Genomic DNA, 14,611 nt, shown 5'->3' on the forward strand with positions numbered 1-14,611 from the left:
AAGAAACGAAAACGATCCAACAACCAAGCTATTGAATAAAATGAAAATTGATTATGACATAGCTAAAGAACAATATCTAAACATGACACCGAGCGAAGAAGATTTTATCGAAAACTTGCCAAGAAACGACGCTTACAACGAAGATTCAGGACAAGATGACAGTCTAAAAGAAGGCACTTTCAACAACCCGGCCAATAAATCCAACAAAAAATCAAAAACACCGGTTTTGGACAATTTTGGGAGAGATTTAACAGAAATGGCCGAAGAAGGAAAATTAGACCCAGTCGTGGGACGCGAAAAAGAAATCGAACGTGTTTCCCAAATTTTAAGCCGTCGCAAAAAGAACAATCCATTACTTATAGGGGAACCTGGAGTAGGAAAATCTGCCATTGCCGAAGGATTGGCCTTGCGCATCATCCAGAAAAAAGTATCTCGCATTTTGTTCAATAAACGCGTGGTAACTCTTGATTTGGCAAGCCTTGTTGCTGGCACAAAATACCGCGGACAATTTGAAGAACGAATGAAAGCCGTGATGAACGAATTGGAAAAAAATGACGACATCATTCTTTTCATTGACGAAATCCACACTATTGTTGGCGCTGGTGGAGCCACAGGTTCGCTTGATGCTTCCAACATGTTTAAACCGGCTTTGTCCAGAGGCGAAATCCAATGTATTGGAGCAACGACTCTTGACGAATACCGACAATATATAGAAAAGGACGGAGCACTCGAAAGACGTTTTCAAAAGGTTATTATTGAACCAACATCCGTTACGGAAACCATTGCCATCTTGAATAACATAAAAGATAAATACGAAGACCACCACAATGTGACCTACACTCCAGAAGCGATTGAAGCCTGCGTAAAATTGACCGACAGATATATGTCTGAACGCTTCTTGCCGGACAAAGCCATCGATGCCCTGGACGAAGCTGGTTCTCGAGTTCATATCGTAAACATTGATGTTCCCAAACAAATTTTGGAATTGGAACGTCAGTTGGAAGAGGTTCGTGAATTGAAAAATTCGGTAGTCAAAAAACAAAAATACGAAGAAGCCGCCAAACTTCGCGACGACGAAAAGCGTATCGAAAAAGAATTGGCCACAGCCCAAGAACAATGGGATGAAGATTCAAAAAACAATAGAATTAAAGTTACGGAAGACAATGTGGCCGACGTAGTTTCGATGATGACCGGAATTCCCGTAAATCGTATTGCACAAACTGAAAGCAACAAACTGGCCAAGTTACCGGAACTCATCGAAGGAAAAGTGATTGGACAAAAAGAAGCCGTGATGAAAATTGCGCGTTCCATACAAAGAAATCGTGCTGGATTAAAAGATCCAAACCGACCAATTGGTTCCTTTATTTTCTTGGGACAAACCGGTGTTGGTAAAACCCAATTAGCCAAAGTTTTGGCCAAGGAATTGTTCGATTCTGAAGATGCCTTGATTCGAATTGACATGAGCGAATACATGGAAAAATTCGCTATTTCAAGATTGGTTGGAGCGCCTCCGGGATATGTTGGATACGAAGAAGGTGGACAATTAACCGAAAAAGTACGTCGCAAACCCTATTGTGTGGTACTTTTGGACGAGATTGAAAAAGCACATCCCGATGTATTCAACATGTTGTTGCAAGTGCTTGACGATGGTTTCTTGACAGACAGTTTGGGACGAAAAATCGATTTTAAGAACACCATTATCATCATGACTTCGAATGTGGGTGCTCGCCAATTGAAAGATTTTGGTCAAGGCGTTGGTTTTGGAACTGCCGCCAAAATTGCCCAAGCCGACGACAATTCAAAAAGCATCATCGAAAGTGCCTTGAAGAAAACCTTTGCACCTGAATTCTTGAATAGAATTGACGATGTTATTGTGTTTAACGCATTGGAAAAACACGATATTGACTTGATTATCGAAATCGAATTGAAAAAATTATATGCTCGTATCAACGAATTGGGTTATCATTTAAATCTCTCCGATAAAGCAAAAGCCTTTATTGCAGACAAAGGTTTTGATAGACAATTTGGTGCTAGACCACTTAAAAGAGCCATCCAAAAATATGTTGAAGATGCTCTTGCCGAAGAAATAATTACTTCAAAAGTATCAGCTGGAGACGAGATATTTATGGATTTGGACGAAACTTCACAAGAATTGACCGTAACGGTTCATAAAGAAGAAAAACCAACTAATTAGTCTAGTATTCAAGAGATTTTTTAAGCCACGAATTCACTAATTTCACTAATTGATGGGTGAAATTAGTGAATTCGTGGCTACTTTTTTATGAACCGTTACTGTCAAGTCGATCGCTGTCGAGGCGCAAAGACCAATCACCGTTGCACTCAATTTGAAAGTAGTTTATATTTTTACAACATTTCCAAGGAAATCATTATTTAAATCATTATTTCGCATCTTGTTGATTTAACCGTAATTTAACATCCAAAGTTCTTTTATCGATATATATTTACATTGGATTAAGTCTATTTTAAAACTCATTTATGTTACAAAACAAAATTATATTGGGCAGCGAGGAATGGTGTTCCCTCCCAGAATTAGGAATTCCAACCATTAAAGCACGTGTTGATTCAGGTGCAAAAACCTCGGCTTTGCACGCCATAAACATTGCTCCATTTAAAAAAGAAGGACAAAATTGGGTCAAATTTGACATCAATCCCATCCAGAACAACGTCAAAACGGTTATCCATTGTGAAGCGCCATTAGTCGACAAAAGGATCGTGAAAAGTTCCAGCGGATTTCGGGAAGAACGTTATGTCATTCAAACCAATTTGGAAATTGGAAACTCCAATTGGCACATCGAAATGACGTTGACCAATCGAGACTCCATGGGTTTTCGAATGCTGCTCGGACGTGAAGCCATGAGCGGAAGAGTTTTGGTAGATCCCGAACAACAGTATCTATTGGGACAACCTACAAACGACAGCTTAAAGGAAGTGTATAAAAATTCCGAAAAAGCAAGTTCCGGTTTGCGCATTGGCCTTTTGGCCAGCAATCCTGAATTGTACAGCAATAAGCGAATTATGGAAGCCGGTGAAATGCGCGGTCACGAAATGCACTTTTTGAACATCAAGGAATGCTACATGAAACTGGATGCCAAGACTCCCGAAATTCATTATCGTGGTGGAATAATTTTAAATCAATTTGACGCCATTATTCCAAGGATTCGTCCCAGCATTACCTTTTATGGCTGCGCTTTGACAAGACAATTCGAGGCTTTGAACGTATATTGCCTCAATTCATCCACCGCAATTACGCAGTCACGCGATAAATTATTTTCACTACAATTACTGTTGCAAAGCGGAATAGACATTCCCACTACAGGTTTTGCCAATTCTCCTTTGGACACCGACGATTTGATAAAAATGGTGGGCGGCTCTCCGCTAATCGTGAAATTATTGGAAGGCACACAAGGAAAAGGAGTTGTTTTAGCCGAAACCAAAAAAGCAGCAGAGAGCGTTATAAATGCTTTTAAAAGTCTGAATGCCAATATTTTGGTACAAGAATTCATCAAAGAAGCCAACGGAAAAGACCTTCGTTTGTTTGTGATTGATGGCAAAGTCGTGGCAGCTATCCAGCGAGAAGCCTTGCCGGGAGAATTTCGTGCCAATATTCATCTTGGAGGAAGTGCTTCCGTGATAAAACCCACCGCCGAAGAGAAAAAAATTGCCATTCGCGCCGCAAAAGCAATGGATTTGAGAGTGGCCGGTGTCGATATTATTCGTTCCTCAAAAGGACCTTTGTTGCTGGAAGTAAACTCCTCGCCGGGACTCGAAGGAATCGAAAGTGCCACCAACAAAGACATTGCAGGCGAAATGATTCGAGCCATCGAGAAGAATTTTAAATTATAAACCAAAAAACATGAATCCCTATCTTGACATCATCCTCCGAAGTGCTTCTGTTTATCTTTTTATGCTCATCGTTTTGCGGATTTTTGGCAAGAAGGAATTATCGCAACTCAACACCGCCGATGTCATCCTGATTTTATTGATCAGCAACTCGGTTCAAAATGCGATGGTGGGAAGCGACACCAGTCTTTTGGGTGGTTTGGCCGCTGCGGCAGTACTTTTTGTCATCAATTTTACCCTAAAAAAACTGATGTTCAAGTTCCCGAAATTCAGTGATTTTTTACACCAAAAACCAGAAATCCTGATTCACGACGGCAAACTGGATTTCAAGACTCTGGGCAAATTAAACATCACTTCCGAAGAACTTCAGGAAGCCATTCGCGAACACGGGGTCGAACATTTTTCGGACGTAAAATTAGCGATGTTGGAAATCGATGGCAATATCAGCATCATTTCCGGCAATAAAAACCTTCGCCAAACGCATTACAAAAGAATCAAAAGAACCAAGAAGTCAGTCGTTTAGATTTTAAACATATAAGTCATATAAGTATAATTGATACATAAAACTTATATGACTTATATGGTAAAACCGTAAATTAAATTTTGAAACGCCTCAATCGCAACGAATTCACGATTACCGAAACCGAGCTAAAACTCATTGCGGCGGCGGCAATCATTGGCGAGAGCAACAATCCAAAAACAGGATACAAGATTCCCGCTGCCACCGAAATCCCCAAAACATTGTAGATAAACGCAAAAAACAAATTCTGTTTGATGTTTTGCATCACGGCCTGACTCAGTTTTTTAGCTTTCACGATGCCTTGCAAATCGCCTTTTACCAAAGTGATTTTGGCACTTTCAATCGCCACATCAGTTCCGGTTCCCATCGCGATTCCGATATCGGCTTGCGCCAATGCCGGAGCGTCATTGATGCCGTCACCCGCCATTGCCACGATTTTACCTTCGGCTTGCAGGCGTTTGATTTCGTTGAGTTTGTCTTCGGGCAAACAATTGGCAATGAAACGCCCCAGATGCAATTCGTCGGCTACGGCTTTTGCGGTGTTTTCATTGTCGCCCGTCAGCATGATGACTTCCACGCCTTGTTGGATCAATTCCTTGACGGCATTGGCGGTCGTGGCTTTTATTTTGTCCGAAATCGACACAAACCCCACCGCCATTCCATCAATTGAAATATAGGAAACCGTTTTTCCTTGTTTTTGCTCGGCATTGATTTTGGCTTCCAAATCCACGGAAACAATTGCGTTTACTTGTTCCATCAATTTTTTGTTGCCCAAAGCGACTTTCTTGTTGGCCACAGTTCCAATGACACCTTTACCGGAAATCGCTTCGAAATCCTTCACTTCAACCAAAGCAACATTTTGGTTTTTGGCATAATGCACCACGGCTTGCGCCAAAGGATGTTCGCTGTATTGGTTCAAGGAAGCGATGTTTTGCAATAGATTCTCTTCTTCATCATTCGAAGAAAATACTTTTTCCACCGATGGTTTTCCTTCGGTAATCGTTCCCGTTTTGTCAGTTATCAGGACGTTTACTTTGTTCATATTTTCCAAGGCTTCGGCATTTTTGATCAAAACTCCCGATTGTGCGCCCTTGCCCACTCCCACCATCACCGACATGGGCGTGGCCAATCCCAAAGCGCAAGGGCAGGCAATTATCAATACCGCAACCGCATTGATAAAACCATAGACCATCGCGGGTTCGGGACCAAATTTTGCCCAAACAATAAAGGTTATTACCGAAATTCCTACCACGGTTGGCACAAAATATTTGGCAATGCTGTCGGCTAATTTTTGAATAGGTGCTCTTGAACGACTTGCATCGTTGACCATTTGCACAATTTGCGAAAGCAGGGTTTCCGAACCCACTTTTTCAGCCAGCATCAGGAAGGATTTATTGCCGTTGATGGTTCCCGCAATTACTGCATCACCAACCGTTTTGTCAACAGGAATGGGTTCTCCCGAAATCATCGATTCGTCAATGGTGCTTTCGCCATCGGTAATTTTTCCGTCCACTGGGATTTTTTCTCCGGGTTTTACGCGCAATACATCGCCTTTTTTGATGTCATGAATGGAGATTATTTTGTCCACGCCATCAACAACCAAAGTGGCTTGGGTTGGAGCCAATTTCAATAATTCCTTGATGGCTTTGTTGGTTTGTCCGTGGGCTTTGGCTTCCATCAATTGTCCCAACAAAACCAAGGTCAATATCACAACCGAAGCTTCAAAATAAAGCGAAACCGTGCCGTGGTGCTTGAACTCTTCGGGGAAAAAATCGGGAAACAGCAATCCCAACACGCTAAACATAAAGGCAACTCCCGTACCAATTCCTATCAACGTGAACATATTGAGATTCCAGGTCAATATGGATTTCCAGGCGCGTACAAAAAACATCCAACCGGCATAAAAAACCACGGGAAGCGAAAGAACAAACTGCACCCAATTCCATTTTTGGGTTTCCATCAGTTGCAACAGCGGATTTCCGTGTAGCATTTCCAGCATCGAAATGATGAAAACGGGAACAGTAAACAACAAGGCTATTTTCATTTTGTGCAACAACTCCTTGTAGGCCTCGTTCTCTTCCTCTTTCTCTATTTGCATCGGTACCAAATCCATTCCGCAAATAGGACAATCTCCAGGTTCATCCTGCACAATTTCGGGGTGCATCGGACAAGTATAACTGGTTTTGGCAGCGACCAATTCAGGTGCTTTGACCAAATCCATTCCGCAAACGGGACACCCCACTTGCTCGTCATAGACTTTGTCGCCTTCGCAAAACATCGGGCAATAGTATTTTCCAGCAGCGCTTTGGGGCAAATCGACAGGCTTCATTTCGCTGGACATTGGCGTGGCATAAATGGAATTTTCATCGGAAGCACCGCTTTCGCTAATGATGAAGTTTCCTGCCGAATACAAGGCTTTTTGGAGTTTGAAAACGGAAACCGATTTTTCCGATGTAATCGTGGCTGTTGGCGGATCCAAAGTTACCACGGCTTCCACTCCATCGAGTTCATTCAAGGCTTTTTCCGCCTTGGTCCTACAGCCGTTGCAGGACATCCCGGTAATGGTATAAGTATGTGTCATTTGATTGTTGTCTTAATTTTACACTGCAAATATCCGAAGGAAACTATTTTTGGTTGTTGTACAATTTTGGGAAAGTTTTGCATCATTTATAAAATGGAATTTGCCATATAAGCAATGAGAACAAAATAATGTCATATTTTTTTACCATATAAGGCATATAAGGTCATATAAGACATACAGAAAAACTTAAAAATTCTTAGACAACCTTTGTATGGTAAAAAAATTACATACAAAACAAACCTAAAACTTAAATGTTCTTATATGCCTTATATGGTGAAAAAAAAACTCAACTGGTCAAGTCATCGATTTGCTTTCGCTTCACTTCCTTCAATTTCTTGAAATGGCTGGGCGTGAAACCCGTTACTTTCTTGAATTGGTTGCTCAGATGCGCCACGTTGCTGTAGTTGAGTTGAATGGCAATTTCGCTCAAGGTCAGTTCGTTGTACATTAACAATTCCTTTGTTTTTTCTATTTTTTGGGCGATGAAATAATGCTCGATGGTGATGCCTTCGGTTTCCGAGAAAAGATTGCTCAAAGTGCTGTAATCCTGCTTTAAATCCTCGGCCAAATAAGTAGATAAATTTATTTTCAGTTGCTCGTTTTGATAGTGAACCAAATCTATGATCAAGTTTTTGATGCGCTCGATGGTCTTGCTGATTTTGTCGTCGAGCAATTCGAAGCCGAGAGCGTTTAGGTTTTGGGCCAAGGTTTGCTTTTGGTGTTCGTCCAGATTTCCGGACAGCTCCACTTCGCCCAATTGCATCGAGAGAACGGGAATTTGCAGTTGTTCCAATGCTGCTCTCATGGCCATTTCGCAACGACCACAAACCATATTTTTGATGTAAAGTTTCATTGTGCTGTTTGAATTTCAGGAGATAAATTTAGGAAATTTTGGGGATGAAAATAGCTGAAGTTTCAATAACTTTTGGCATTGTCATTGGAACTCATCAAATAAAAAAGATTGATCATGATGATAAATTAACTTCATAAGCACAAGGTTTTCAAAATTCCGCAACATAAATTTAATTTCTATACATCTTTTAAAAAATCATACGGCTGCTTCTAAAAAAAGAAACCAATGCAACCCAAATAGAATCTTGACAAGCAACTTTAACAGTAGAAAACAAATTCAAATACCACCCAAACATTATGGACTAGTTGTGCCTAAATTAGAAATGCGCTAACAAACAAAAATCTAAAAACCTGATAAACAGAACTATTAAAAAAATAAAAAAACTTGTTTCAATAGACAAGAAACTGGTCAAAAATGAGAAGTCTCTTTAATCATCAATTTTACTAAACAAAATACAAATTCACATAAACAAATCTATTGTATACTTACTATCTTAGCAAAAAAATAATTTTATTTGTAGAAAATGACTGAAGAAAATATTTCAAATACAGGTAATCACGACATTTTCAAACATTTTTTTGAATTGTCTCCGGATTTGCTTTGCATAGCTGGATTTGATGGCTATTTTAAAAAAATAAACCCTTCTGTTTCTAAATTATTAGGATATACTGAAGAAGAATTATTTTCAAAACCCATTAGTGAATTTATTTATATAGATGATCGGAATATCACTGCGGCCTACAGAAATGAACTTGCAAAGAACAGCCCGCTGCAAAATTTTGAAAATCGTTATGTAACAAAAGAAGGCGAAATTATTTGGCTGTCCTGGACATCGTTGCCTGTATTCGAGGAAAAACTGGTTTATGCCGTAGCTAAAAATGTCACTCATAAAAAAATACTTGAGGAAGAACGAAATATACTTCTTTCCAATTTCGCGAAAATAAATAAAGATTTGAAAAAATTGGGGTACGCAAGTTCACACGACTTGCGATCTCCAGTAAACAATTTGCTTTCTATTTTTAGTCTTTTGGATGTTTCCACAATCACCGACCCCGAAACTCTTCAATTTATAGAAATGCTGGAATCTACCAGCGAAAGTTTGAGACAGGCCTTGAATGATTATCTGGATATCTTAATTCAAAAAGATGACATCAATGCCGAAATCGAGACCATAAAATTAAAAAAATCCTTGAACATCGTTCTGCTTTCGATAAATTCGTTAGTACGAAACTCAAAAGTGACCATTAATGTCGACTTTTCTCAATTGAAAAAAATCAAATTCAACAAAGCCTACATGGAAAGTATTTTTCTGAATTTAATAACAAATTCTATTAAATATGCCAAGCCGGGCATTTTACCAATTATTTCGATTTCTTCCAGAATATTCAATGGAAAAAATCAATTATTATTTTCTGATAACGGTTTGGGTTTCGACATGGATGCCGTAAAAGGAAAGATTTTTGGCTTACACCAAAAGTTTCACAATCATGTAGACAGCAAAGGCATTGGCCTCTATTTAGTTCACAACCACATCACCAGTTTGGGCGGTGAAATCACGGTGGAAAGCAAAATCAATGAAGGAAGTACGTTTATAATCACGTTCAAAGATTAAAATTGCAACTATTTTCGACTGAACTTGACAGCCTCAAGCTTATTAAAAAAATAAACTAGCTCTTCATTTTAACTTCTTGTTACATTTTGTGTCCTTCCATTAGGATGAACAAACCTATTTCGCAATGAAATGGATATTATTTTTTGTTCTGAAGTACTTAACAAAGAATTACATAGTTGTGAAAGACCTCAAAGATTTAAAAAACCTAAGAGGTCATTAAAGAAGCAATATTGATAGATTTATTTAACTTGTTCAGTCAAATCCATTCCACATTTAGAACATTTATCCGTCGATTTTCCTTGAACTTCCGGGTGCATCGGACAGGCATATTTTTGTTCAGCAACATCTGTTTTTACAGAATCACTTGTTTTGTCATTATTATTTTTCTGGTTACAAGAAACCGCTACAAAAACTATTACGAGAGCCGAAATGATTGATTTTTTCATTGTTTGTATTTTTTAAAGAATTGCAAATAAGCCTAAAAGTTATAAATCCCATAGCATCATTTATACTTGAAATTAATATTTTTATTTGTTTTTTTCTTCTTCAACTTTGGTCAATGCCATACCACATTTTGAACAATCATCCCCTTTTTTTCCAGTTACCTTTGGATGCATTGGACAAGCATAAGTTGGTTTTGGAGTTTCAATTTTGGTCAATGCCATTCCACATTTTGAACAATCGTCACCTTTTTTTCCAGTTACCGTTGGATGCATTGGACAAGCATAAGTTGGTTTTGGAGTTTCAATTTTGGTCAATGCCATTCCACATTTTGAACAATCGTCACCTTGTTTCCCTATTTCTTTTGGGTGCATCGGACAGGAATAAGTCGTTTTTTGAACTGCTTCTTTTGAAGGTTTTGTGCTAGTTTGAGCTGCAGACAATGTACTCACTGCCAAGAACATGCTTAATGCGATTACTGAATTTTTCATTTTTTTTGGATTTTTTTAAACAGTAAATGAACTTCCTCGATTCTTCGATTTAGCAAATTACCATTTGAGGTTAATTTTTTAAATTGAATAGGATAAACATAATCAAATAATGGCAATAAAACTACACTTAATAATCCTTTAATTAGCCGTGAGAACAAATAACTTTACAGCAAGAATTGCTTAAAATTTGACACAATTATGGCGGTCAAAACAAGATTTAGCCTATTTTTGGAATCAGCCAAATGAAATAGAAACCGGAAGAAAGATTGGTTTCTGAATTGAAATAATTTTGCGTTTTTTCTGAAAAATCAAAATTATTATTTTTGAATTTTATCTCAAAAAATGCAAACTCATAAAATTATTTAGTTTGTATCTTGTAATTTTTTGCCAAGATTCATTCGTTTCTTGAATCTTGGCAAAAAAATATTTTAAACCAAGAATATACTTAAAAAATAATAAACGAAAGCTGCCAATAATGCTGAAACAGGAATCGTCAATACCCAAGCCCATAACAAGCTCACGGTAACACCCCAACGAACTGCTGAAACGCGTTTGGTCAAACCAACTCCAATGATGGAACCAGTTATCGTATGGGTTGTACTTACCGGAATTTTTAGATGCTCCGTAAAATAAAGAGTCAAAGCTCCTGCAGTTTCGGCAGCAACACCTTCAAATGAGGTAACCTTCGTGATTTTGGAACCCATTGTTTTTACAATTTTCCATCCACCACTCAAGGTTCCTGCCGCTATGGCAGAATAACAAGCCAAAGGAATCCAATCAGGCATTTTGAATGAGCCATCATCTTTTGGCAACACAACATCCAACCAACTTGGCAAACTTTCTTGGGCAACCCCACTAGTCTGGATATAAACGGCAACAGCCGCTGCAATGATACCCATCACTTTTTGCGAATCATTTCCACCATGTCCTAAACTAAAAGCTGCAGAAGACAACAATTGCATTTTTTTCAAAGCACCATCTGCTTGATGAAGATTTAGACTGCTAAATATCAAAGCAAAAGTTGAGACAGCCAATATGATGAAAGCAACCAAAAACCATTTTATATTGTGCGACTCTAATATTACACTCCAAAAATGGGAATCAAAACGTGGTTTTTCTATTTTCTCGTAGGGAACCATTTGGTAATAAACAAACAAAATAGTTAATACCATTATTGTAATTGTAAATAATTTTGGAAGAATACTTTTCTTGGAAGCATTCAACAACCAAATAGAAATTAAGTAAGAAGCCAACGCTCCTATAAGTGGCGCCAAAACAATAAAAGCGATAACAATTATGACACCAGATGGTATTCCCCCATCTTTACCTGCTTTGTACCAACTAACAATGTTGTACCAATGCGAAGTTGTACCGTCAGCCAATACATAGCTGGAAAAACCGTGCATGGCAATGGCGTGGGCAAGTGCCGCCCCTGCAAAACCACCTATTAAAGTATGGGAAGAACTCGAAGGAATTCCCAACCACCAGGTCAATAAATTCCAACAAATGGCAGCGATTACACCCGCAAGTATAACCACCAGATTTATTTCCATTGTGTGGGCTGTTTTGGCTACGGTATCCGCGACTCCAAAACCAAAAACCCAATACGCCAGAAAGTTAAAAAAAGCAGCCCAAAGAACGGCTTGGAAAGGAGTAAGTACTTTTGTGGCAACAACTGTGGCAATGGCATTGGCAGCGTCATGAAAACCATTGATGTAATCAAAAATCAAAGCCAATACTATGATAACTATAAGTAGCGTAAATTCCATAATTTTAATTGAAAGATTGAAAAATTGCTGAAATTTCTAGGAGTGTTTCACAGAAATAGATTCTAAAACACTGGCCACACCTTTACATTTATCGGCTGCAGATTCTAACACTGACAACACTTCTTTGTATTTGATAATATTTTTGGCATCAGTTTCGTTTTCAAAAAGATCAGCAACTGCTTTGTCATAAACGCTGTCTGATTTACTTTCTAATTTACTGATTCTGGAACAAGCGTCAGTTATTTTTTTCATTTTCTTCAAATCCCTCAATTCTCTAACGGCAACATCAATATTCTGACAAGCTTCAAGATTAATTTCGGTTAATTTTCTGATAGATTTGGTAATCTTGGCTACTTGATACAATCGCATTCTGCTTGATGCACCGTGAAGATAATCCGCAACATTGTCTATTGAAGTGATCAAGGAATGGATATCTTCCCTGTCAAAAGGAGTAATAAAATTCCTGCTCAACTCGAGGTTTGTTAAGCGTGTAATATCTTCTCCTTTTTGTTCCAATTCATCGATTTTCGAAAAAAGTTCGTCTCTTTCCTTCAAAGGTAAATTGACCGCCTCATGTAAAATGGATGCTAATTGAACTAAATTTGCTGATGCTTCCTCAAAAAGCGGAAAGAATTTTTTGTCTTTTGGGACCAAAAACTGAAAAATACTATTTATTGACATTTTGTTAATTTTAGGGTACAAAATTACTGCTTTATTTTATGCTAATGTTAAGTAATTGTTAACAAATCGTCTTCGATTTGAAAACTATTTAAAAAAGTTACTGTTTTCTGAATGTCATAATGTAAAATTCGATCCTCTTTTACCAAAGAAACTTCCTCACGATAAGCTTTTAAAAACATTTCTATAAAATCTCCAGATTCCAGAGGTCTTCTGTATTCAATGGCTTGCGAAGCATTCATTAATTCTATGGCTAAAATTCGCTCTAGGTTTTCCATTACTTTCAAGGCCTTCGTGGCGCCATTGGCTCCCATACTCACGTGATCTTCCTGCCCGTTGCTCGAGACAATACTGTCCACGCTCGAAGGAGTTGCCAATTGTTTGTTTTGGCTGGCAATGCTCGCGGCCGTGTATTGCGGAATCATCAAACCTGAATTCAAGCCGGGATTATCGACCAAAAATGCGGGAAGATTTCGCAAACCTGATATCAATTGAAAAGTTCTTCTTTCGGAAATGCTGCCTAATTCCGCCAAGGCAATGGCCATAAAATCCAAGGCTAAAGCCAATGGCTGTCCATGAAAATTTCCACCTGAAATGATCTGGTCACTTTCGATAAAGATATTGGGATTATCAGTCACCGAATTAATTTCGGTCTTGAACACTTTTCCTACGTAATCAATGGCATCTTTCGAAGCACCGTGAACCTGTGGAATGCATCTGAAAGAATACGGATCCTGAACGTGTTTTTTTTCTTGACTGATGATTTCGCTTCCTTCCAGAAAACCTTTAACCCTATTTGCCGTCACGATTTGTCCTTTGTGTGGACGAATAAAATGAATCAACTCGTGAAAAGGTTCTATCCTTCCGTCGAAAGCTTCCAAAGAAATGGTCGCAATTAAATCCGCTAAATACGAAAACTTGTTGGCTTTCATCAAAACATGTGCGCCATAAGCACTCATAAATTGGGTTCCGTTAAGTAAAGCCAAGCCTTCCTTGGATTGCAAAACTATTGGTTCCCAATTAAATTGCTTCAAAATTACACTCGAATGCACCTTCTGTCCTTCAAAATTCACTTCACCCTCGCCCAACAAAGGCAACGATAAATGGGCCAACGGAGCCAAATCGCCCGAAGCGCCAAGCGAACCTTGGGTATATATTACGGGCAAAATATCATTGTTGTAAAAATCGACCAAGCGTTCGACCGTTTGCAACTGGATTCCGGAATGACCATAACTCAAGGATTGAATCTTTAGCAGCAACATCAATTTCACAATTTCCGTCGGTACTTCGTCACCCGTTCCGCAAGAATGTGACTTGACCAAATTTTCTTGAAGTTTCGAAAGATTTTCTTTGGAAATTTTCACATTGCAAAGCGCACCAAAACCGGTATTGATACCATAAATAGGTTTCGATTTTGAAGCCATTTTCTTGTCCAGATAATCCCTGCATTTTTGAATACTGACTTTCACTTCATCAGATAAAGCCAGTGATTTATGATGTGAAACGATTTCTTGTAAAGTTTCCAGGGTAAGCACTTCGGTGCTTATATAATGTGTGTTATCCATTTAGTTTTATACTTTTGAGAGACCAAAATTCAATAAATCAATATTAAAAAACAAGATTTAACCCTTAAAAAAATTAATATTCTTTTTTTAGACTAGTGTTTTTTAAAATATTCGCAAAAACAGAATGAAAGGTTTTATTGTTTTATAAAAAAATGTACTTTTGAAAAATATAATGGTAAACAACAGTAAAACATATCACTCTTCGATGGTAACCCAAATCTGGGCTGCTTGTTTTGTTAC

At 38.4% G+C, this 14,611-nt stretch carries 11 protein-coding genes; 4 read left to right on the forward strand and 7 right to left on the reverse strand.

The window, feature by feature from the left end:
* The 3 genes from C0430_RS04620 to C0430_RS04630 all read left to right on the forward strand — a co-directional run.
* The coding region (locus C0430_RS04620) for an ATP-dependent Clp protease ATP-binding subunit (protein ID WP_290865968.1) at positions 1 to 2,194 on the forward strand (2,194 nt) is incomplete at its 5' end.
* Between the two features lie 302 nt (positions 2,195 to 2,496).
* Positions 2,497 to 3,864 (forward strand): 30S ribosomal protein S6--L-glutamate ligase, encoded by a 1,368-nt coding sequence (gene rimK, locus C0430_RS04625; RefSeq protein WP_290865970.1) that lies wholly within the window; start codon positions 2,497 to 2,499, stop codon positions 3,862 to 3,864.
* Positions 3,865 to 3,874: 10 nt separating this feature from the next.
* A complete protein-coding gene (locus C0430_RS04630) occupies positions 3,875 to 4,384 on the forward strand; it encodes a YetF domain-containing protein (protein WP_290865972.1) in 510 nt (169 codons plus the stop codon).
* Between the two features lie 73 nt (positions 4,385 to 4,457).
* On the opposite strand, the gene C0430_RS04635 is transcribed toward C0430_RS04630, so the two are convergent.
* Both C0430_RS04635 and C0430_RS04640 read right to left on the reverse strand, forming a co-directional pair.
* Complete coding sequence (locus tag C0430_RS04635; RefSeq protein WP_290865973.1) at positions 4,458 to 6,962, reverse strand: heavy metal translocating P-type ATPase; 2,505 nt, start codon at positions 6,960 to 6,962, stop codon at positions 4,458 to 4,460.
* A gap of 286 nt (positions 6,963 to 7,248) precedes the next feature.
* A complete protein-coding gene (locus C0430_RS04640) occupies positions 7,249 to 7,815 on the reverse strand; it encodes an AraC family transcriptional regulator (protein WP_290865975.1) in 567 nt (188 codons plus the stop codon).
* A gap of 523 nt (positions 7,816 to 8,338) precedes the next feature.
* Here C0430_RS04640 and C0430_RS04645 point away from each other — a divergent pair.
* Positions 8,339 to 9,427 (forward strand): PAS domain-containing sensor histidine kinase, encoded by a 1,089-nt coding sequence (locus C0430_RS04645; RefSeq protein ID WP_290865977.1) that lies wholly within the window; start codon positions 8,339 to 8,341, stop codon positions 9,425 to 9,427.
* A 239-nt stretch (positions 9,428 to 9,666) separates the two neighbouring features.
* Here the strand turns inward: C0430_RS04645 and C0430_RS04650 are convergent, their stop codons facing one another.
* From C0430_RS04650 to hutH, 5 genes are all read right to left on the reverse strand, one after another.
* Positions 9,667 to 9,873 carry a heavy metal-binding domain-containing protein gene (locus C0430_RS04650; RefSeq protein ID WP_290865979.1) on the reverse strand — a complete coding sequence of 69 codons (207 nt, stop codon included), beginning with the start codon at positions 9,871 to 9,873 and terminating at the stop codon, positions 9,667 to 9,669.
* Positions 9,874 to 9,954: 81 nt separating this feature from the next.
* Positions 9,955 to 10,359: a heavy metal-binding domain-containing protein gene (locus C0430_RS04655; RefSeq protein WP_290865982.1), complete on the reverse strand. Its 405-nt coding sequence runs from the start codon at positions 10,357 to 10,359 to the stop codon at positions 9,955 to 9,957.
* A gap of 428 nt (positions 10,360 to 10,787) precedes the next feature.
* Entirely contained in the window at positions 10,788 to 12,128 is a 1,341-nt protein-coding gene (locus tag C0430_RS04660) for an inorganic phosphate transporter (RefSeq protein ID WP_290865984.1), read from the reverse strand.
* A 36-nt stretch (positions 12,129 to 12,164) separates the two neighbouring features.
* Complete coding sequence (locus tag C0430_RS04665; protein WP_290865986.1) at positions 12,165 to 12,809, reverse strand: DUF47 family protein; 645 nt, start codon at positions 12,807 to 12,809, stop codon at positions 12,165 to 12,167.
* 47 nt (positions 12,810 to 12,856) lie between these two features.
* Positions 12,857 to 14,371, reverse strand: a complete 1,515-nt coding sequence (gene hutH, locus C0430_RS04670) for a histidine ammonia-lyase (RefSeq protein WP_290865988.1) — start codon at positions 14,369 to 14,371, stop codon at positions 12,857 to 12,859.
* Positions 14,372 to 14,611 lie beyond the last annotated feature (240 nt).

The organism is Flavobacterium sp., assembly GCF_013823965.1.
Taxonomy (GTDB): Bacteria; Bacteroidota; Bacteroidia; order Flavobacteriales; family Flavobacteriaceae; genus Flavobacterium.

What these genes read in the sequence shown, in the direction of transcription:
- C0430_RS04655 (WP_290865982.1), bottom strand. Translation starts at nt 10,359, where the DNA reads ATGAAAAATTCAGTAATCGCATTAAGCATGTTCTTGGCAGTGAGTACA.
- C0430_RS04660 (WP_290865984.1), bottom strand. Translation starts at nt 12,128, where the DNA reads ATGGAATTTACGCTACTTATAGTTATCATAGTATTGGCTTTGATTTTT.
- C0430_RS04640 (WP_290865975.1), bottom strand. Translation starts at nt 7,815, where the DNA reads ATGAAACTTTACATCAAAAATATGGTTTGTGGTCGTTGCGAAATGGCC.
- C0430_RS04665 (WP_290865986.1), bottom strand. Translation starts at nt 12,809, where the DNA reads ATGTCAATAAATAGTATTTTTCAGTTTTTGGTCCCAAAAGACAAAAAA.
- C0430_RS04650 (WP_290865979.1), bottom strand. Translation starts at nt 9,873, where the DNA reads ATGAAAAAATCAATCATTTCGGCTCTCGTAATAGTTTTTGTAGCGGTT.
- hutH (WP_290865988.1), bottom strand. Translation starts at nt 14,371, where the DNA reads ATGGATAACACACATTATATAAGCACCGAAGTGCTTACCCTGGAAACT.
- C0430_RS04635 (WP_290865973.1), bottom strand. Translation starts at nt 6,962, where the DNA reads ATGACACATACTTATACCATTACCGGGATGTCCTGCAACGGCTGTAGG.
- C0430_RS04645 (WP_290865977.1), top strand. Translation starts at nt 8,339, where the DNA reads ATGACTGAAGAAAATATTTCAAATACAGGTAATCACGACATTTTCAAA.
- C0430_RS04630 (WP_290865972.1), top strand. Translation starts at nt 3,875, where the DNA reads ATGAATCCCTATCTTGACATCATCCTCCGAAGTGCTTCTGTTTATCTT.
- rimK (WP_290865970.1), top strand. Translation starts at nt 2,497, where the DNA reads ATGTTACAAAACAAAATTATATTGGGCAGCGAGGAATGGTGTTCCCTC.